The sequence below is a fragment of the Pararhizobium sp. O133 genome (assembly GCF_051669845.1).
Taxonomy (GTDB): Bacteria; Pseudomonadota; Alphaproteobacteria; order Rhizobiales; family Rhizobiaceae; genus Pararhizobium.
This window is the reverse complement of sequence record NZ_CP196426.1, coordinates 2,356,300-2,375,970: the sequence shown is the minus strand read 5'-3', so window position 1 is coordinate 2,375,970 and position 19,671 is coordinate 2,356,300. Positions and strand designations below refer to the sequence as shown.

Sequence of the window (19,671 nt, the reverse complement as noted above, 5' to 3'; positions counted from 1 at the left end):
CTATTGGGCCTCAAACGGGTTGAGCAATCGCACCGGGAAATGCTCGAAATCCCGCACGTTACGGGTGACGACCGTGCGACCGTGAACGATTGCCGTCGCGGCGATCATCGCATCGGCGACGAGATGTTGCGAACGCCGATGCATGAGCTTGGCCCATTCGATCATGCAGGGACCGTCCAGCGGCAGGACGCTCATGCTTTGCATCATCTGCCGGAGCCATGCCTCAATGATCTGAGTCCGCTGGCCGTCCTGCTCGCGGGCGGCTTCGATCCCTTGCTGAATTTCTCCTATGGTGATTGCTGATACGGCGAGCATGCGTTCGTCCGTCGCAGCAATCCACGCCAGAACAGCGCCATGCGGTTTCGGCCGGCGGAGTTCGGAAATGACATTGGTATCGAGGAGATACACGCCTATTCCTCGACTGACACTGAACGCCATGTCCAGTTGGTGCGCGACGAGATATCCATCTCGAACCGAGGCTCATCAGCCAACAGGATATCTTTCAAGCTCGGAGTTGCCCGCTTGTTGAGGTCATTCCATTCTTCCAAGGGAACGAGGACCGCTTTCGCCTCGCCTCGCCGGGAAACGACCTGCGGCCCTTCGTTCAAGCATGTATCAAGAAGTTCGCTGAAATGTGCTTTCGCGTCCTGAACCGGCCATTCGCGCATCGCGCTTCTCCTCTTGACTAGTCAGCAATCTAGTCATTTCGGTGATTGACTGCAATACTCGGGCCTATATCGTCGTCAACAGCAGGCTGGTTTCGGATTTCGACACGCCATCGAGCGCGCGGATATAGCGCAGAACGCGATCGAACTCCCCCAGATTCTCCGTCTGGATTTCGGCAACGAGGTCCCAGGCGCCATTGGTCGTGTGCAACGCCCTGATCTCGGGAACGCCACGCAATGTCTTGATCACCGCAACCGTCTTGTGGCCGGTGATCTCGATCAGCATCACGGCACGCACCGCGTGAGGATCCTCGGCTGCAGCAATGCGAACAGTGAACCCCACGATGACGCCGTCGGCGGTCAGCTTGTCGATACGGTTCTGCACCGTGCCGCGCGAAATCTTCAGCATGTCCGCCAGCTTCGAGACGGAGGCGCGACCGTCCGTCCTCAGAATCGCCAGCAGCCGCCGGTCCGTGCTGTCCATGTGGCCCTCTGATCCAATACGCCAACATTAGCTGTCACTTTGCTCGAAATATCAAGCAAATTTCCATGATTTTGCCATTTCGCCTTGTCGAACCACCCTCTACAGTCCGGTGACCGTTCCCGCAGACGCCTCGCTTCCCGCCCATCAGGATTCATTCCATGCCATCCAGCACCGCCAACCTCCGCAACTCCCTGTCGCGCGCCGGCGAACTATCGGTCGAGATGACCCGTTGGCCGAGCGTCACGGAAAGCGACGACGAGGCGGCCTTTTCCGGCCGACTGATGGACCTTCTCGGGCAAACGCCCTATTTCGCCGCCCATCCCGACCAGTTGCTGGCACTCGACAGCCACGGCACGCCGGCCCGGCAGAACGTGCTGGCGCTGGTGCGTGGAAAGGGCCGCCGCTGCCTGGTGTTGGCAGGCCACTTCGATACGGTCTCAATCGCCAATTACGGCTCACTGGCCTCGCTTGCCTGCGATCCGGAGCCACTGACGAGGGCGCTGATCGACGAGTTGTCGGCGAAAAGCCGCAGGCCGTCCGAGGACAAGGCGCTTGCCGACCTGATGAGTGGCGACTTCCTCGCCGGCCGTGGCCTGCTCGACATGAAAAGCGGTCTGGCGGCCGGCATCGCGGCGCTGGAGCGCTTTGCCGAATTGGAAGAGCCGCCCGGCAATCTGCTCTTCGTCACCACGCCGGACGAGGAAAACCGTTCACGCGGCATGCGCGCCCTGCGCGACGCCCTGCCCGCAGTCGCGGAAAAATTCGGTCTCGACATCATCGGCGGCATCAATCTCGACGCAAGCGGCGATGATGGGGACGGCGAGGAAGGCCGCGCCGTCTATCTGGGTTCCGTCGGCAAATTCTCGCCCTTCGCCTTCATCGCCGGCCGGCCAACCCATGCCGGCTACGCATACGACGGCATCAGCGCCCATCTGATCGGTGCCGAAATCATGCGGGCAATGGAGACCAACAGCGCGCTTTGCGACGAGGCGCATGGCGAACTCTCGCCCGCCCCCGTCTGCCTCGAAGCCAAGGACGTGCGCCACGGCTACGAAGTAACGACCCCGGCCCATGTCTGGATGTCGTTCAACTGGCTGACGCACCGCCGCACGCCCGAGGACATCATCAGTGAATTTCGCGCGACCGTCGCCAGCGCAATGCGGACGGCGCTTGATGCCCAGACCGAAAACGCCAAGGCGTTCTTCGCACGGCAGGGCGGCGGTGAGGCGCGCCGGCATGAGGGGCAGGTCCTGCTCCACGCCGAGCTTCGCGCGCTAACCTTCGAACGCGGCGGACAAGCGGCGCTCGATCGGATAACGGCGCTCGATCGTTCCCTATCCAACGGTCAGGATCCGCTGTCGGTCACGCGCCAGATCGTTGCCGCGACGCTCGCCGAAGCCGGGCTTGAAGGCCCGCTTGTGATCATCGGGTTTTCCACCCTACACTATCCGCGCGTACACTTGGACAGCGCCGGCGAGCAAGGTGCCGACTTCGAGCGCAGCATGATGGCAGCCGCCGAAATCTGCGCGAATCGGTATCAAACGAGCATCAAGGCCAAGCAATTCTTCGCCGGCATTTCCGACATGAGCTTCTTCGGTCATCGCCCGGCGACCGAACAGACGCAACTTTTGGCGCAGAACACGCCCTGCGCCGCCTTTGTCGATGACGCACCGGACGGGCTCCTGTCCTATCCGGTGGTCAATATCGGCCCCTGGGGCCGCGACTATCATCAGAAATGGGAGCGCGTTCACATGCCTTATACGTTCGACGTGCTCCCCGACCTGATCTACGAGGCCGCTCTCGCCAGCCTTGCAGCGGAGGATTAGGCCGCCAGTGCCTGCTCGCCGATCAGGCGACCGAGACGGGAAATGCCCTCATCGATCATCGCCTCGTTGGCGCAGGAGAAGCTGACGCGGCAGGTATTGGCGCCGGAACCATCGGCAAAGAAGGCCTTGCCGGGCACGAAGGCGACCTTGGCCGAGACGAGAGACTTGGCAAGCAGTTCGGCCCCGTCCATGCCGGCTGGCAGGGTCAGCCAGACGAACATGCCGCCTTCCGGCACCGTCCAGCTGACGTCCTTCGGCATGTATTTTGCCAAGGCGGCCAGCATCGCATCGCGGCGCTTGCTGTAGACGGCGCGGATCTTCTCGACCTGTGCGTCAAAGCCGCGCTCGGCGACATGGCAGATGGCCATCTGGTTGATGGTCGAGGAATGCAGGTCGGCCGCCTGCTTCATCAGCACCAGCTTGCGGATGATCGGCATTGCAGCAACGACGAAACCGACGCGCAGGCCCGGCGCCAGAGTCTTAGAGAAACTGCCGCAATAAATCGTGCGGGTCTCGTTGATCGAGCCCTTGCGGGCGATTTCGAGCGCCAGGACCGGCGGCACCGCGTCCCCGTCATACCGCAACGACTGGTAGGCCGCATCCTCGATGAGCGCGATGTCCAGTTCTTCCGCGAGATCGAGCACCTTTTCGCGCGCCGCCAAATCCAGCGTCTCGCCGGTCGGATTGGCGAACTCGGCCGACATATAGGCAAACTTCACCCGGCCGCCGGCGTCCGACGCCGCATCGCGATAGGCCTGTGGCGTGCGATTGCCCGTCACGGACAGCTGGTCATAGGTCGGCTCATAGGCATTGAACGCCTGCAGTGCGCCGAGATAGGTCGGCCAGGTCACCAGCGCGGTATCGTTTGGCGAGAGGAACAGCTTGCCGAGATAATCGAGCGCCTGCTGCGAACCAGACGTGATCAGGACGTTTTCCGGCTCACAGGGAATGCCGATCGCGGCCATGCGGCCGGCCAGCCATTGGCGCAGCGGCAAGTAACCTTCGCTGACGGAATATTGCAAGGCGGCGCTCACGGTCGGACCGCCGAAAATATCGGAATAGGCAGACTTGAACGCTTCGTCGGGAAATAGCGCCGGATCCGGAATGCCGCCAGCAAAGGAAATGATGTCGGGACGATCCAGCAATTTCAGCAGTTCGCGGATTTCCGAAGCGCGCATCCGCGAAGACCGCGTTGCGAAGATGTTTTCCCAATCGAGCATGAACGTTTCCTCAGATTATGCTTTTGCCGGAGCACATCATGGACCACCAGATAAGTCAATAATACTGACCTATATTTCACCTTCCGAACACATTTTGTGATCAGTTGTCGAGAGGCAAATCAACTGGAGTGGTGCAGCAGCAAGTTCGGAGCGACCTACTGGCCGAATCATTGCTGCAGAAGCCTCAATCGCGGATGAGACCGTTAGTCTTCGATAAACTTTACGTTGATCTGAGTCGCTTCCTTGGCAATTTCTTTCAACGCATCGAGAAACGACCCGCTTTGGTTCATCGTTCGTAACGTCGACAGTTTGTTGGAGTGCAAGAGGACAAGCGTCACATCACCCGGCCACCCCAGCCCGCCGCCGATCGCATCCCAGAATGCATCCAGATTTCGACCAAAGAACGCCGCATCTTCCGGCTGCGCGGCATCAAGATAGCGTTGCCAAAATTCATCGGGCGATCTGATACCTGAGCAATCGACAACAACTTCTCGCATGCATCAAAGGTATGCTGTTGATGCCGAGTCAGTCAACCAAGCCAGCAGATTATCGACACAGAAGTCTACTTCACCGGTCCAATACCGGGCGCCCGATCTTTCGATGAAATTCGGCCATTACGCCTCGTGATGTCCGAACATGCTCACCCCGACGAGCACGACGATGGCGCCGACAATGAAAGCGTCGAACAGGGCGAAATGGTAGAAGAACGTTGTCATGGCAGTATCCTCCTGATGAAGAGAATACTCCAAAAGGCCGAAAGTTCCAAATATTGATGGAACTAGACTAAAAAATGCGAAAAAGGCCGGAGAAAAACTCCGGCCTTTTCAGTATTGCGCAAGTGCAACACGCTAATTTTGCCGTGCAGCAAGAATTAGTTCTTGGCCTTGTCGACCAGCTTGTTCTTGCCGATCCAGGGCATCATGGCGCGCAGCTTGGCGCCGACTTCTTCGATCTGGTGAGCGTCGTTGTTACGGCGGATACCCTTGAAGCGAGCGCCACCGGCCTTCCATTCCTGCATCCACTCGGAAGTGAACTTGCCCGTCTGGATGTCGGTGAGGACGCGCTTCATTTCAGCCTTGGTTTCGGCCGTGATGATGCGCGGGCCGGAAACGTATTCGCCCCATTCGGCTGTGTTCGAGATCGAGTAGTTCATGTTGGCGATGCCGCCTTCATAGATCAGGTCGACGATCAGCTTCACTTCGTGCAGGCACTCGAAGTAAGCCATTTCCGGCGCGTAGCCGCCTTCGACCAGCGTTTCGAAACCGGCGCGGATCAGCTCGACGAGACCGCCGCACAGAACGACCTGTTCGCCGAACAGATCGGTTTCGCACTCTTCCTTGAAGTTGGTTTCGATGATGCCCGAACGGCCGCCGCCGACGCCGCAAGCGTAGGAGAGAGCGAGGTCGAGTGCGTTGCCGGATGCGTTCTTGTCAACGGCAACGAGGCAGGGAACGCCGCCGCCCTTCTGGTATTCACCGCGAACCGTGTGGCCCGGGCCCTTCGGTGCGATCATGACGACGTCGAGCGTGTCCTTCGGCTCGATGAGGCCGAAGTGAACGTTGAGGCCGTGCGCGAAAGCGATGGCAGCGCCGTCACGGATATTCGGAGCGATTTCGGCCTTGTAGATGTCGGCTTGCAGTTCGTCCGGGGTTGCCATCATCAGGAGGTCGCCCCACTTGGCGGCCTCAGTAACGGTCATGACCTTGAAGCCATCGGCTTCGGCCTTCTTGACGGTCGGTGAACCGGCCTTCAGCGCGATGGCGACGTTGGTGGCGCCCGAATCCTTGAGGTTCAGCGCATGGGCGCGGCCCTGGGAGCCGTAGCCGACGATGACGACGTTCTTGGACTTGATGAGGTTGAGATCGGCATCACGATCGTAATAGACGCGCATTTTGATTTCCTTCCCTTTGCTTGTCTCTTAAAAACTCTTCCGGCCGCCTCAAGGCTTGGCCGAACTCTTTTCACTGCCGTAGAGGCGAAGGAAAGCAGACACCGCCCTCTCCGCCCTGCGGCCGAAATCTTTCGCCATGTTGACGCTGTCCTCGCCGAGCAGCATGCGCAGATGCAGATCGGAAACGATCAGACCGTAAAGCGTTTCATAGGCATCGTCGCGGTCGTCGAATGCCAGAAGTCCTGCCTTGCGACCCGCTTCCAGCAGCGCGCCCGCACGCTTGCCGATCTGCCGGCGGCCGCGCTCTTGCAGCATCATCCCGAGCTTGGAGCCTTCGCGGCTTGCCTGCCCGATCGCCAGCCGGTTCAGCGCCAGCGAGACGTCGCCCGACAGAACCTCGAGCAGATCGCGCGCGAACACGACGAGATGATCATGCAACGTCGCTGCCGTCAGCGCCCTGGCATCGTCATCGAAGGTCCGGACCTTGCTCGCCTGAAAGCCGATCATCGCCGACAGAAGCCCATCGCGATCACCGAACCACTTGTAAAGGCTTTCCTTCGAACAATTGGCCGCCCGTGCAACACCCGCCGTCGTCAGCGCCTTTTCGCCGCCATCGACCAGCAGCCGCAACGCGCTGTCCAGAACGTCGTTCTGGCGCGGCGAATAATCCGGCTGATGTGAGTGGGCGGCAAGCTGCAACTTCGTCTCCAACTAGAGTACCGTACGGTACGGTACGTAGTGTATGCCGCAAAGCCGCTGCCCGGTCAAGGAGGACGGCGATGGCCGAAAGGATATTTTTTCTTGAGGGCTTTGGCACGAATAAAAGCCGACCTCCGCACGTGCCTGAACAGAGAAAAAATCCCGCAAAAACGCGCACTCCCCCGAAAATGGATTGGGCCATTGAAGGATGTCCGGTTTTGTTTTTGCACCGCATCCACTACCCTCTCCTTCCTGCCCGCCGCGCTGGAGTTCCCGATGATCCGCACCCGCCTGTCCGCCGCCCTCTTCCTCCTGCCGCTTACCTTGGCCGTGCCGGCGGCGGGCCAGTCCGAGGATGCCGTCTATGACCGGATCGAGCAGTTGCATGGCAACGCCGACGCCTTCGATAAGGCCTGGGAAAAGCTGACGGAGGCAATGGGCGATGGCGACGCGGCCGGGGTCGCGGCGCTCGGCGAATACCCGCTGCGGGTCAACGTCAACGGCGAGAGCTATGACATTCGCGATGCCAAGGACATGCGCAAGCACTTCGATGCGCTGGTGCCGCAGGAGCCGCGCGACGCGGTCGCCAATCAGGAATACAGCAGCATCTTCGTCAACAGCGACGGCGTCATGCTGGCCGATGGTGCAGTCTGGATGGCCGCCGTCTGCGACAACGATGATTGCAGCAAGGCGCATTGGGCGATCACCAGCATCAATGCGGCGGAAACCGCCGCCGAGCCGGCGTCGGCAAAACAGGGTGCGCAGCCTTATATCGGCAGCTGGGATTGTGGCGTCGGCGTCTTTACCTTCACCGACAAGACCTACGATTCCGGCGGAGAATCGCAGCCGATCCGCAAGGTCGAGAAGGAGGACGGCAACTACATCCTGTCCTTCGACAACAATTACCAGATCGCCCTTTCAAGCGTGACAGCAAAGTCGTTGCAATGGCTTTCCATGGAGAGCGGCGACATGTTCGACTGCAAGCGCGTCCATCCCTGATCCCACACACGACCAACCCCGAGGACCATCCGATGAAACTCCTCCTCGCCGTCCTTCTTGTCGCCGCCCTCGCCGCCACGCCGGTATTTGCCGCCGAAAATCGTTGCGGCTGGCTGCAGAACCCGACACCGGCAAACTGGTGGCTGGACGATGCGGAAGGCAGCTGGACGATCATGTCACAGGGCGGCGGCGAAGGGCCGGAAGGCATGGACCTGATTCCGGATATTTCCGAGCGAGACTATGTCGCCACCAATGGCAATTACGGCTATGCCTGCGCCTGCATGAAGGTCGAGACCGACGACGCCGACGGCACCATCACGCAGATCCTGTCGTTCAAGCAGCTGGCTCTTTCCAAATGCGAGAACGACGGCAATCTCACCTCGCCACAATAGGCTCTGCCGACAAGACAGCAGCTATAAGCCGGGCTTGCCGTCTCCCGCCTCCAGCGTCTCCTTCTGCGTGATCAGCCGCGCCGAATGCTGGCCGGTGAGATAGATCCACAGCCAACTCCAGGCGACGGCGAACCGTGTTCGTGTCCCGATCAGGAAGTAGATATGGGCGATTCCCCAGATCCACCAGGCAAGCGCGCCGGTGAGCTTGATCCGGCCGAAATCGATGATCGCCGATCGCTTGCCGATCGTTGCAAGGCTACCCTGATGGCGGTAGCGGAAGGGCGGCGTCGCCGTGTTGCCAACCAGCCGGTTTCGAAGCAGCTTCGCGACATAGGCGCCCTGCTGCTTGGCGGCGGGGGCGATGCCCGGCACCGGTTTTCCATCGTCCTGAATGAAAGATGCCGTATCCCCGATGACGAAGACATCCGGCAAACCCGGTGCAGTGAGGTTGTTTTCCACGACAACGCGCCCCGCCTTGTCGGCCGCAACGTTCAGCCATTGCGCGGCAGGTGAGGCCTGAACCCCGGCTGCCCAGACGATTGTCCGGCTGGGAATAAACTTTTCGCCGATCATCACACCTTCAGCCGTGCAATCCGTCACCCGCTCGCCGGTATGGATCTCGACGCCGAGCTTTTCCAGCGACGTCCGGGCGTAGGCGGACAGCTCCTCGGCGAAACTCGCCAGCACGCGCGGCCCCGCCTCGACGAGCATCACCCGCGCCTTGCGCGTATCGATAGTGCGGAATTCCTTTGGCAGGGTGAAATGCGCGAGCTCGGCGATGACGCCCGCCAGTTCGACGCCCGTCGGTCCCGCTCCGACAATGGTGAAGGTCAAAAGCGCATCCCGCACAGCGGGGTCACTTTCCAGTTCCGCCCGTTCGAAGGCGAGAAGCATGCGCCGGCGGATGGTCGTGGCATCCTCCAGCGTCTTCAGCCCCGGTGCGACCGGCGCCCATTCATCGCGGCCGAAATAGGCATGGGTGGCACCGGTCGCTAGGACCAGCGTGTCGTAAACAATCGTTTCGCCACCTTCGAGCGCGATGGTCTTTGAGACCGTATCGACACCACTGACCTCTCCCAGCAGCGTCGTGACCTCCGGCCGATCACGAAAGACACGCCGGATCGGCCAGGCGATTTCGGAGGTCGCCAGGAGCGTCGTCGCGACCTGATAGAGCAATGGCTGGAACAGATGATGGTTGCGCCGGTCGATCAACGTGATCCTGACAGGCAGTCCCTTGAGATCCTTCACAAGTTGAAGACCACCGAATCCGCCGCCGACAACGACGACATGATGAGCGTTTTCAAACGCCATGACCGTTTCTCCTGTTTTGGAGTAGCCTCTACCCTTCAGGCATGATCGACAACTGCGATCTCGGCATGGCTAACGTGCGTCCGTGCTGTTCGTTTCACAGACACCGGCGTTTCACGTCGCATATCCAACCGGCACCGCCATGCCGCTCTTGAGGATTTCCATCGAAATCGAGGCGGAAACGTCGAACAGTTCGACCTTGCGGACGATCTGCTTGTAGATGACGTCATATTGCTCGACACGCGGCAGCACCACTTTGAGGATATAGTCGTAATTGCCGGTCAGCCTATGGGCCTCGACGATTTCGGGGATGTCACTGATCACCTTGCGGAACGTATCGATCCAGTCGTCGGCGTGGTGGGCCGTCTTGATCAGGGCGAACACCGTGGTCGGCACGCCCATCCGCTCGCGATCGAGCACGGCGATGCGGCGGGCGACATAGCCGGTTTCCTCCAACCGCTGGATCCGGCGCGAGCAGGCCGAAATCGACAGGCTGACCTTCTCGGCGAGGTCGCTCACCGACAAGCTCGCATCCTCCTGCAGCAACGACAGAATCTTGCGGTCTCTTTCGTCCAGCACGCCTTGCCTCCGTGAGAGTCTTGAGCGAAGCGATAAAAATTTGCGCCTCCGCCTCATATCTCGCAAAAAATACGCGACGATGTGCCAAATGTCACGAAACAAAGCGAACACTTTCAGCGGTATCCCGGCGACAATCCTTATCGAACAACGGAGCGGAGCCCAGATAATGCGCAAGATCGGCCTGATCGGTGGAATGAGTTTTGAAAGTTCGGCGGTCTATTACCGGATGATCAACGAGGCCGTCCGCTCGCGTCTCGGCCGCCTGCATTCCGCCGAAGTCATGCTGCATTCCGTTGATTTCCAGACGATCGTCGACATGCAGAAGGCCGGACGCTGGGACGATGCCGCCAAGCGGCTGTCCGAGGTCGCGCAGGGCCTTCAGGCCGCTGGTGCTGCCTGCGTTTTGATCTGCACCAACACCATGCACCTGATCGCCGACGAGGTTCAGGCCGCGATTTCCGTGCCGCTGATCAACATCATCGACGAGACGGCGGCGAGCATGAAGGCGGCCGGCATCAAGCGGCCGCTGCTCCTGGCCACGCGTTACACGATGGAGCACGGCTTCTACGTCAACCGCATGGCCGCCGATGGCGTCGATGTCATGGTTCCCGGCGCCGAAGACCGTACGCTTGTCCACGACATCATCTTCAACGAACTTTGCGCCGGCATTATCCTCGACAGTTCACGCACGGCCCTGATGGGCGTCATCGAGCGGGCAAAGGCTGAAGGCGCGGATGCGATCATTCTCGGCTGCACCGAAATCTGCCTGATCCTCGATCCCGCCAACCTGCCGCTGCCGGGCTTCGATTCGACCGCCATCCATGCCAATGCGGCCATCGAGTTCGCGCTCGGTGCCGCCAAACTGGAATCCCGCGCGGCCTGATCGGCTGCTCGGCAGCATCTTCTTCGTCAAGATGCGAAAGAGACGGCAAAACTGCGTCTCCTGCATATCGACAGCGCCGCGCGCGGCCAAGGCCTCGACACGCGGCTGATCGATGAGTGAATCGCTTTTGCCGAGCGCGCCGGATCTACGCTGCCGCCGGCTTCACGCTGGAGAAGAGAGAGCCACATCATGCCTTCGGCAAGGATCTGGTCGGCCATATCTGGGCGCTGGATCTGACGCTTCCGGAGGTTCAGGCAGCTTGAAAGATGCTCGGACGCCAATCGCATTCCTGGAGACCAGTACCTTTAAAAGGATCAATCAGCGTGCCGGCAACGATGGATGCGAGAAGTCCGGGCATCGGCGGCACCCTGGCGATCGTCGACACCACGCGGTCGCGCACCCAGGCGATCGCGCGGGAATCCGATTGGTAAAAGGGGGTAAACGCCAGCGACAGGAACTGGAACAGCCGCACATGGTTGCGCCGGGCTGCGGCATAGGCTGACAGCGCCGAGGGAATGTCGGACGATGTCGCCAAAGCGTGGCTCAGCACCGCGGCATCGAGCAGCGCCATGTTGGCGCCCTGGCCGAGTTGCGGACTGGTCGAATGGGCGCTGTCGCCGATGAAGACGAGCCGGCCGGCGAAAGGCGGCCGTGCTGTCCTATGAGCATAGCGGGCAAGCGTCAGTTGGTCCCAATCCTCGATCTGGTCGAGAAAGGGCAGACAATCCGGCCAATAGCCACGAATGACGGATTTCCAGCGGTCCAGTCCCGCAGTTTTCACAGCCTCGACATCGGCGACCTTCAGGCTCCAGAAGAACGCCACTTGCTCCTTGTCTTCCGGCATCGCCCGCCCCGCCGGCAGAAGGCCGATCATCACCTTCGCCTTGTCATAACGCTGCGACAGGGCGTTGCGGTCATAGACGGCGCCCGCCCCGTCCAGCGTTGCCCAGAAGGCGCCATAGGTCAGGTCCCGGACACTGGGCGCGGCCGTGGATGTCGCGACCAGGGCGGAGCGTGCGCCTGTCGCATCGATCACCAGATCGTAATCGCCGATTTCGGCGCCGTCGGCGTCCTTGAGAACGGTGCGCTCACGCAGCATCTCGGCGCTGGCGAGCATCACACCGGTGCGGATCGGAAGCCCGTCGGCGATCACCGCGTCGTGCAGCGTATTGAAAAGCGCCGCCCGCTGGACCGCGAGACCATAGCGCCCGCCGCTGCCGGCGTCATAGCGGACGTCAAGGACCGTCCGGCCGCTGACGGCGTCCGCGCCATGCAGCCGGTCGATGCGATTGCCGAGCCGATGAATGGTATCTGACAGGCCGAGCGCGGCAAGTACGGTCAATCCCGTCGGCTGCATCAGCAGGCCGGAACCAACCGGCGCCGGCGTATCGAAACGTTCGAGGATTTCGACCGAATGACCGGCACGCGACAGGAAAAGCGCCACCGCCAGTCCTGCCGGCCCGGCACCCGCGACGCCGATCTTCAGCTGCTTCATTGATGCGTTCCGGATTGATTCCCGCCGGCATCAGTAACAGCCGTCACCGCATGGCGTCCAGCCATGCAGCCCTACGACCGATCGTCACGCGGCCGCATCGTAAGAAGCGCGCGCGGCCTTGATCTGGTCGTGATGGATCAGCGACCAGTCCACCAGTCCTCGCACCAGAACGAGGAATGATTGCCCGAGCGGCGTCAGGCTGTATTCGACGCTCGGCGGCTGCGTCGGAAACACCTCGCGGCCGATATAGCCATCGCGCTGCAGGTCGCGCAGCGTCTGGGTCAGCATGCGCTGGGAAATATCCGGGATAAAGCGCCGCAGTGCCGAAAAGCGCATCGGCCCTTCGGCCAGCCCCAGAATGATCAGCGTGTTCCACTTGCCGCCGATATTGTCGATGACATCGCGCACCGGGCAATTCTCGCGCGAAAACACCATTCCCATCACGACGATCGCCTGCTCGCCTTTGATCTTGCCGGTCATCTTGTTCATGGGCCTTGGTATCCTTCAGGTAACCACCGCATTAAAAACTGCCTCCTTTACATTCGTCAGGGGATAACGAAATAAGAGAAGCTCTCTTTTTGAGACCATATCTCAAGACGGATGCTCCGGCAACAACCGGCGCCGTTCGACAACCAAAGGAACAGTCATGTCCGAAACTCTTCTCGTCACCGGCGCCACCGGCAAGCTCGGTAGCCTCGTGCTCGACGAACTCCTCGCGTCTGGCAAGGTCGCCCCGTCCAGCATCATCGCCACCAGCCGCGACGCGAGCAAGCTCGCGGCTTCCGCCGCCAAGGGCGTGCAGACCCGCTCGGCCAGCTTCGACGATGCCGCTTCGCTCCAAGCCGCCTTTGGGGGCGCCGACCGTATCCTGATTATTTCTACCGATGCGCTGGACGAGCCGGGCAAGCGCCTGCGCCAGCATCTTGCCGCAGTGGCAGCCGCCAAGCAGGTCGGCGCCAAGCATATCCTCTACACCTCCATGCCGAACCCGGAAACCTCGGTCATTCCCTTCGCGCCGGATCATCTCGGCACCGAAAACGCCATCAAGGCAACCGGCATCCCCTACACGATCCTGCGCAACGGCTGGTATATGGAAAACCTGTTCATGGCCCTGCCGCATGCCCTCTCCGAAGGCAAGTGGTACAGCGCTTCGGGCCAGGGCAAGCTCGCCCATATCGCCCGCGCCGATATCGCCAAGGCGATCGCCGCGGCGCTTGCTTCCGGCTCGACCGACAGCCGGACCTATACGCTGACCGGCGAGACGACCCACACGACGGACGAAATCGCCGCGCTGGTTTCGGTCGCGACCGGCAAGCCCCTTGATGTCGTGCACGTGACCGACGAGCAGTTGGCAAGCGGATTGCAGGCAGCCGGCGTCCCCGGCTTGCTGATCCCCTTAGTCGTCTCCTTCGATACCAACACACGCGAAGGCCATATCGATCTCGTCACCGGCGATGCAAAGGCCCTGTCCGGCGCGCCGCTGACAACGCTGGGCGACTTTCTGACGGCCAACAAGGCCGCTCTCGCCGGCTGAGGCGGAAAGGGCTCCGTAAAAAACACGGGCCTCAAACCGCCTCCTCAAAGGTATTGCTTGAGAATGTGGCATCTCCATCCTCCCTCATCCTCGCCCTCGTGGCGGGGATCCAGTCACGCGACGTCCGTCGCGTGAAAGAACAAGCTTCCGAGAAAGTCGGCCCCGGCAATAAGATCGACGCGCAGAATTTCAACGTATCGCCGCTCTCCCCGATGTCATGACCGCGCTGAGGCGGCCAATCGAGGATTGGCCAGACTGGGATAGCAATGAACCCATCAACGGCGACGACATGGTCGAATGGTACGGTAATTGGCGGGAAATCGCGTAGGTGGCAGTCGCCAAGGTGGAGGGCCTAGCCAATGGCTGAACTCGAAAAGCGCACCATCTTTGTGCTGGGAACATACCACGTATCCTGGGAAACCGCCGACCCGCTGAATAACAGGCCCTTTTCCCAATGGTCTTTTGTTGGCGGCCCTTATGCTGACTATGGTTGGTTCGTCTACGCCCACGACGAGAACGATGGCACGATTCCCGCCGATCTATCCGCGGTCATGCAATTCGCTACGTCCAACGGATGCACAAACATCCTGTTTGACTGCGACGCGGATCAGGTCGAAGGATTGCCGGTCTATAAGTAGCGATCAGCTTTTCAGCCAGGCTATGCATCGTTGGGCCAAATCCAACGCCTCCCGCTTCTCTTCTTCCGTCATTGTCGAGGGATCAACAGTGTCGGACTCGGAAGCAATTTGCCTGCATTGACGATCCATGTCTGCGTCGGATTGTGCCATCCAGGTGATGTAGTCGCCACCGATGACGTACACCGTCAAGGCAATGACAGAGATGCAGGCTACGGCAATCAATAACTTCATGGCGGTCTCCCAACGATCGCCACGACCGTATCACTCCATAAATCGAAATTCACCGACCAATCGCGGTCAAATCAGGAGATCCCGGATATATTCCGATATCGCAACTTATCGCGCCGCTGGCCAACCTGTGTTCGACGTAAAGCCTCTCTCACCTGTGACGAGCACAGGAATGATGGAGAATGGGGAGCGACCTCGTCAAGCGATTAACTTTGGAGGTTGTCAGTAACCTGAAGCCCTGGTTGACCGGCCCTTACAGCCTAACCAATGGCCCCTTCAAACATCCTGCCCGCAGGCGCGGCAGAAGCGGCGAACGGTTTCCGCCATGCCATATTCCAGCGCATCGGCCGTCAGGCCATGACCAATCGAAACCTCGGCGAGATTGGAAATGCGGGCGGCGAGCGGCGGCAGGTTGGCGACGGTCAGGTCATGACCGGCATTGACCTCGAGACCGAGTTCTCCGGCCAGATCAGCCGTTCGCCCGAGTTCCTCCAGCAGCACGGCGCCGCGCGCGGCATCGTCGTAGCAGCCGCCATAGGGGCCGGTGTAAAGCTCGATCCGGTCGGCACCGGTTTCCTTGGCAATGGTCAGCGCCTCGCGATTCGGATCGCCGTCAGCAAACAGCGAAACGCGAAAACCCTTCTTCTTCAGCCGGCCGACGACATTGCCGAGCAGGTTGTGGTTATTACGGAAATCCCAGCCATGGTCCGAAGTTGCCTGAGCGGGATCGTCCGGCACCAGCGTCACCTGTTCCGGCTGGTGCTGTTCGACGAGGTTCAGGAACTCCTCGTTCGGAAAGCCTTCCATGTTGAACTCGGCCTTCGGGTAGAGATCGTCGATCAGCGCGCGAATCGGCGCCAGATCGGAGAAGCGGATATGCCGCTGGTCGGGCCGCGGATGCACCGTCAGGCCGCTCGCCCCCGCCTTCAATGCAATTTCGCCTAAGCCCGTCACGGACGGCCAGGGAAGGTCGCGCCGATTCCTCAGCATGGCAATCGCATTCAGGTTTACCGAGAGTTTCGCAGGCATTTCAGCACTTTCCACCAATCCGACCGTCATTTGGCGTTCTTTCTAGCGGTTCCCTCGACCACCCGCAATCAATCGCGCCGGATGAAAGCGTAACCGAGACAATAAACCGGAAAGTTGCCCGACGGGCTTATTTCAGCCAAACCTCAAGTTTAAGGGTCAGCAGGCCTGACAAAGCCGCAAAAGTCAGCTTTAATGAATATTCAAGCAGGAACAATGTACACCCATCTGGTGAGCTACATTGCTCGAACCCCACGAAACCAAGCAAACCGGAACCGATGAACGCTCGTTTTTGCCTCGACCCGACCGAATCGACGACCGCCCTCGACCAAGGGACGGTGGCGTTGGTCTGCTTTCCGGAGAGGAAGAAGCGTTGAAGCAGACCATCCGGCCCAACGATGAAACCATCCAGCGGGCCCTTGATGCCGTGCTGTCGAGCGCGCTCTTCGCGCGCTCCGAGCGGCTGCGTGCTTTCCTGAAATATGTCGTCGAAAAGGAGATGGAGGGAACGGGCCACCAGTTGAAGGGCTATACGATCGGTATCGACGTCTTCGACCGGCCGCAAGCCTTCAATGCTGATAGCGATCCGCTGGTACGTGTCCATGCCGGCAAGCTGCGCAAGCTGCTGACCGCCTATTATGCCGGCGAAGGAGCCGGCGATCCCTGGCGGATCGATATTCCCAAGGGCACCTATGTTCCGGAATACCGGAGCCAGCAGGTTGCGCCCGCTTCATCGGCTTCACCGCCGGCTTCTGCCTATACCGCGCGGAAACCGCTAAGCCGCCGCCTGTCCTGGCTGCCGGCACCCCTGTCCTCGCCGATCGCCGTCCTGTCTGCACTGCCGCTCCTGGTCTTCCTGCCCTTGTCGTCGCCGGCGCTCAGCGTCAACATTCCCATGCAGTCACGCCTGCATGACGTCGTGCTGGAGCGCAGGTTTGCCGGTGACCTGCCGAGGATCACGGTGCGGGCGCAATGGCCGCGCACCAGCACGGCCGGCCGATTTGCCGACGCGTTGCGCAATGCCGCGTCCCACTACCGTACGATCGCGCCGGTTCCCGCCACCGTGCTTTGGCAGAAATCGCCCGCGAAGACCGCCGACCCGCTGGCCTTTACGATCGAAGTCTCTCCGCAGAAGTCTCCGTCTGGCTTGCGGGTGCTCATCACCAATGATGCCACCTCCGACGTCGTCCACGAGACTTTCATCGAGGACGCGCAGTTGGCAGACGAGGCGGACATCCTGTACGAAAGCCTCGCGATCGCGTCCCAGACCCTGTCGTCACAGGGCCATATCTTCACCTATGCAAGTGCTGAGGAAACCGACAGTCCGCTGATGAAATGCATGGTGATGACGGACAGCTACCGGCACCTGCAGACCCGCGAGGCGTTTCAGGAAGCAAAGGACTGCCAGGAGAAACTTTCCGGCGATCACCGCCAGAAGCTGAAATTCGTGATCAGCGCTGGCGCGCTGCCGATAACGCTCATCCGCTGAGACAGACCATTTTTGGGTGAACCGCTCGAAACCGTCAGAAAGTGTCATCAAAAATGGCACTTCCCCATCGGCAACGCGCAAATTCGATCAAAACCCGCTGATTTTATCCCTAATGTTACTAACTATCCATTTTCTCGCCTGACGTGTACCGTGATGGTGCAATTGGGAGAAAAGCCTGGTCGCTCATCAGGCAAGCACAATGGTAACGCGTATCCATTCCTGTTCGAATGACGTGCATGACATCGAGGAGCAACCCAAGACATGAGGCAGCGCTGTTTTTGCGTGAGCGGCCTGTGACGGTCTTCAGGATATTTCTCCCGCTGGCGTAAGCAGCGAGGGCAATTACACAGCATGCCAGAACAGTTCAAGACAACATCGGCAGCATCAGGCGCACGTTCGGCGGTTGCCGGCTTCCTGCCCCATCTACCGCTGCCCGGCACCATTCCGGACAATCAGGTCGGGATCGCCGACATGGCGGATGCTTTCGGCGTTACGCACCGCACCCTGCATTTCTACGAGGAAAAGGGGCTTCTCTCCGCCGAGCGCATGGGTCCGATGCGCGTCTATGGCGTTGAGGACATTCGCCGGATGACGATCATCAATGCCTGTCGCGAGATCGACATGCCGATCGCCGATATCCAGGACCTGATGGAAGCCCTGACTGCTGCGACAAGCCCGCAGGATGCGGCGCAGATATTCGAAACCGCGCTGCATGCGCGCAAGCGCGAACTCGCTGCCCAGCAATCGATCCTGAGACGGCAGATGCAGCGGATCAGCGAATTGCTGGAATCGGCGGCCGACGGCGACGCGCAGAATCGTTCGATCCTGCAGCCCATCCACCTTTCACCGATCGAAACGAAATGCCTCGGCTTCATGGCCGAGGGTTATCCGGCCAATCGTATCGCCATGATGATGGACATGGATTTGACGGCCGTTTTGACGCTGGAATCCGATATCGTCCGGAAGTTCAACGGTCACAACCGCTTCCAGGCCGTCGCCAAGGCCGTTCTGATGGGTTTCATCTCCGCCGACTAACGCACGATGGTCAGCGTTTCCGCCGCGCGGGTGATCGCGGTATAAAGCCAGCGTTCGCGGGTATCGCGGAAGGCCCAGCTTTCGTCGAACAGCACGACATCGTTCCACTGCGAACCCTGCGCTTTGTGCACGGTCAGCGCATAGCCATAGTCGAACTCGTCGTAACGCTTGCGCGTCGTCCAGGGGATCTCGCCCTCGACATCCTCGAAGGCCTGCTTCAACAGCTTGATCTTCGCCGCGCCGCGGTCCATGTCGTCGTCTTCCGGCCGGATCATCAGGTTGATGCCGGGCTTCACCGTTTCCTTCGACGACGTCATCACCTGCCAGAGCGAGCCGTTGAGCAGGCCCTTGGCCGGGTCGTTGCGTAGGCAGACAAGCTTGTCGCCGGACTGCGGATAATCGGTGCTAAAGCCTTTCAGCTCACGAAGCCGCATGTTGTAGCGCCGCCGCGTCTTGTTGGTTCCGACTAGCACCTGGTCGGCCTCCAGCACCAGGCTCTGCGTCACTTCGTTCTTCGAGATCACCCTTGCCGTCGAACCGTAGTCACCGTGCATGATCTCCTTGCCCTCGCGCACATGCATGGCGAGCTGGATGATCGGATTGTCGCGGGCCTGGCGGTGAATGTCCGTCAGCAGGTAGTCCGGCTCTTCATTGGTGAAATATCCGCCGCCCGAAACCGGCGGCAGCTGGCCGGGATCGCCCAGCACCAGGATCGGCGTGCCGAAGCTCATCAGGTCGCGGCCGAGCGCCTCGTCCACCATCGAACATTCGTCGATGATGATCAGCGCCGCCTTGGCGACGGGCGACTGGCGGTTGATCGAAAACATCGGCGCGATCGAGGTCTTGCCGGTTTCCTCGTCGGACACCTCCTCCTCGCCACGCGGCCGGTAGATCAGCGAATGGATGGTCTTGGCGTTGCTCGCCCCCTTGGAGCGCAGCACCTGCGCCGCCTTGCCGGTGAAGGCCGCAAACAGCACGTCGCCATCCACGTGCTCGGCGAAATGGCGGGCCAGCGTCGTCTTGCCGGTGCCGGCATAACCGAACAGCCGGAACAGCGGCGACCGCCCTTCCTTCAACCAGCGCGAAACGGCCTTGAGGGCCTCATCCTGTTGCGGTGCGAATTCCATGTTTGTTCTATTGCCCGATTCGCGCTGACCTGTCGCGCTCTGCGACCGCAACGGCGCGATCGTCCCGGCTTTCCTCACTCCGGTCTTCAGCCACGATCCGCCGGAAACGGCAAGAAACCGCCACACGACGCGCGTATCACGGGGCTCATACTC

At 60.5% G+C, this 19,671-nt stretch carries 21 protein-coding genes and 1 pseudogene; 8 read left to right on the top strand and 14 right to left on the bottom strand.

From position 1 onward, the window contains the following. From ACST81_RS11370 to ACST81_RS11360, 3 genes are all read right to left on the bottom strand, one after another. Positions 1 to 408, bottom strand: a complete 408-nt coding sequence (locus ACST81_RS11370; RefSeq protein ID WP_438747700.1) for a type II toxin-antitoxin system VapC family toxin — start codon at positions 406 to 408, stop codon at positions 1 to 3. Between the two features lie 2 nt (positions 409 to 410). Then, positions 411 to 668: a type II toxin-antitoxin system Phd/YefM family antitoxin gene (locus tag ACST81_RS11365; RefSeq protein WP_438747698.1), complete on the bottom strand. Its 258-nt coding sequence runs from the start codon at positions 666 to 668 to the stop codon at positions 411 to 413. 64 nt (positions 669 to 732) lie between these two features. Further along, complete coding sequence (locus ACST81_RS11360; protein ID WP_438747695.1) at positions 733 to 1,149, bottom strand: Lrp/AsnC family transcriptional regulator; 417 nt, start codon at positions 1,147 to 1,149, stop codon at positions 733 to 735. A 158-nt stretch (positions 1,150 to 1,307) separates the two neighbouring features. Between ACST81_RS11360 and ACST81_RS11355 the strand changes: the two genes are divergently transcribed. After that, positions 1,308 to 2,975, top strand: a complete 1,668-nt coding sequence (locus ACST81_RS11355) for a M20/M25/M40 family metallo-hydrolase (protein ID WP_438747692.1) — start codon at positions 1,308 to 1,310, stop codon at positions 2,973 to 2,975. On the opposite strand, the gene ACST81_RS11350 is transcribed toward ACST81_RS11355, so the two are convergent. The 4 genes from ACST81_RS11350 to ACST81_RS11335 all read right to left on the bottom strand — a co-directional run bounded on the left by ACST81_RS11350 (position 2,972) and on the right by ACST81_RS11335 (position 6,797). Next, positions 2,972 to 4,195, bottom strand: coding sequence for a PLP-dependent aminotransferase family protein (locus tag ACST81_RS11350; protein WP_438747690.1), 1,224 nt, complete (start codon positions 4,193 to 4,195; stop codon positions 2,972 to 2,974). The genes ACST81_RS11355 and ACST81_RS11350 overlap by 4 nt on opposite strands. A 203-nt stretch (positions 4,196 to 4,398) precedes the next feature. Continuing rightward, positions 4,399 to 4,692: a barstar family protein gene (locus ACST81_RS11345; RefSeq protein ID WP_438747687.1), complete on the bottom strand. Its 294-nt coding sequence runs from the start codon at positions 4,690 to 4,692 to the stop codon at positions 4,399 to 4,401. Between the two features lie 374 nt (positions 4,693 to 5,066). Beyond that, positions 5,067 to 6,086, bottom strand: coding sequence for a ketol-acid reductoisomerase (gene ilvC / locus ACST81_RS11340; RefSeq protein WP_438747684.1), 1,020 nt, complete (start codon positions 6,084 to 6,086; stop codon positions 5,067 to 5,069). 48 nt (positions 6,087 to 6,134) lie between these two features. Beyond that, positions 6,135 to 6,797: a TetR/AcrR family transcriptional regulator C-terminal domain-containing protein gene (locus ACST81_RS11335; RefSeq protein WP_438747682.1), complete on the bottom strand. Its 663-nt coding sequence runs from the start codon at positions 6,795 to 6,797 to the stop codon at positions 6,135 to 6,137. 264 nt (positions 6,798 to 7,061) lie between these two features. Between ACST81_RS11335 and ACST81_RS11330 the strand changes: the two are divergent. Together ACST81_RS11330 and ACST81_RS11325 are read left to right on the top strand one after the other, a co-directional pair. Continuing rightward, positions 7,062 to 7,502: pseudogene (locus ACST81_RS11330) on the top strand (hypothetical protein); the annotation flags it as partial. A gap of 314 nt (positions 7,503 to 7,816) precedes the next feature. Further along, entirely contained in the window at positions 7,817 to 8,176 is a 360-nt protein-coding gene (locus ACST81_RS11325; protein WP_438747679.1) for a DUF4087 domain-containing protein, read from the top strand. Between the two features lie 21 nt (positions 8,177 to 8,197). Here ACST81_RS11325 and ACST81_RS11320 read toward each other — a convergent pair whose 3' ends face one another. Beyond that, entirely contained in the window at positions 8,198 to 9,487 is a 1,290-nt protein-coding gene (locus tag ACST81_RS11320; RefSeq protein WP_438747676.1) for an NAD(P)/FAD-dependent oxidoreductase, read from the bottom strand. A gap of 111 nt (positions 9,488 to 9,598) precedes the next feature. After that, a complete protein-coding gene (locus ACST81_RS11315) occupies positions 9,599 to 10,063 on the bottom strand; it encodes an Lrp/AsnC family transcriptional regulator (protein WP_113564332.1) in 465 nt (154 codons plus the stop codon). A 166-nt stretch (positions 10,064 to 10,229) separates the two neighbouring features. On the opposite strand from ACST81_RS11315, the gene ACST81_RS11310 reads away from it, so the two are divergent. Further along, positions 10,230 to 10,946: an aspartate/glutamate racemase family protein gene (locus ACST81_RS11310; RefSeq protein ID WP_438747674.1), complete on the top strand. Its 717-nt coding sequence runs from the start codon at positions 10,230 to 10,232 to the stop codon at positions 10,944 to 10,946. A 250-nt stretch (positions 10,947 to 11,196) separates the two neighbouring features. On the opposite strand, the gene ACST81_RS11305 is transcribed toward ACST81_RS11310, so the two are convergent. Beyond that, complete coding sequence (locus ACST81_RS11305) at positions 11,197 to 12,441, bottom strand: FAD-dependent oxidoreductase (RefSeq protein WP_438747671.1); 1,245 nt, start codon at positions 12,439 to 12,441, stop codon at positions 11,197 to 11,199. A gap of 84 nt (positions 12,442 to 12,525) precedes the next feature. Beyond that, entirely contained in the window at positions 12,526 to 12,930 is a 405-nt protein-coding gene (locus ACST81_RS11300; protein WP_438747668.1) for a winged helix-turn-helix transcriptional regulator, read from the bottom strand. Between the two features lie 157 nt (positions 12,931 to 13,087). Between ACST81_RS11300 and ACST81_RS11295 the strand changes: the two genes are divergently transcribed. Then, a complete protein-coding gene (locus ACST81_RS11295) occupies positions 13,088 to 13,975 on the top strand; it encodes an NmrA family NAD(P)-binding protein (RefSeq protein ID WP_438747665.1) in 888 nt (295 codons plus the stop codon). A gap of 359 nt (positions 13,976 to 14,334) precedes the next feature. Further along, entirely contained in the window at positions 14,335 to 14,613 is a 279-nt protein-coding gene (locus tag ACST81_RS11290; protein WP_438747663.1) for a hypothetical protein, read from the top strand. A 3-nt stretch (positions 14,614 to 14,616) separates the two neighbouring features. On the opposite strand, the gene ACST81_RS11285 is transcribed toward ACST81_RS11290, so the two are convergent. Both ACST81_RS11285 and ACST81_RS11280 read right to left on the bottom strand, forming a co-directional pair. Next, complete coding sequence (locus tag ACST81_RS11285) at positions 14,617 to 14,844, bottom strand: hypothetical protein (RefSeq protein WP_438747661.1); 228 nt, start codon at positions 14,842 to 14,844, stop codon at positions 14,617 to 14,619. A 273-nt stretch (positions 14,845 to 15,117) separates the two neighbouring features. Beyond that, positions 15,118 to 15,870, bottom strand: a complete 753-nt coding sequence (locus ACST81_RS11280) for a pyridoxine 5'-phosphate synthase (RefSeq protein WP_438747658.1) — start codon at positions 15,868 to 15,870, stop codon at positions 15,118 to 15,120. Between the two features lie 370 nt (positions 15,871 to 16,240). Between ACST81_RS11280 and ACST81_RS11275 the strand changes: the two genes are divergently transcribed. Both ACST81_RS11275 and ACST81_RS11270 read left to right on the top strand, forming a co-directional pair. After that, a complete protein-coding gene (locus ACST81_RS11275) occupies positions 16,241 to 17,356 on the top strand; it encodes a hypothetical protein (protein WP_438747655.1) in 1,116 nt (371 codons plus the stop codon). 351 nt (positions 17,357 to 17,707) lie between these two features. After that, positions 17,708 to 18,391 (top strand): MerR family transcriptional regulator, encoded by a 684-nt coding sequence (locus tag ACST81_RS11270; protein WP_438747652.1) that lies wholly within the window; start codon positions 17,708 to 17,710, stop codon positions 18,389 to 18,391. Here ACST81_RS11270 and ACST81_RS11265 read toward each other — a convergent pair. Next, positions 18,388 to 19,518, bottom strand: a complete 1,131-nt coding sequence (locus ACST81_RS11265) for an ATP-dependent DNA helicase (protein WP_438747649.1) — start codon at positions 19,516 to 19,518, stop codon at positions 18,388 to 18,390. The two genes, ACST81_RS11270 and ACST81_RS11265, sit on opposite strands and share 4 nt — an antisense overlap. Between the last annotated feature and the right edge of the window lie 153 nt (positions 19,519 to 19,671).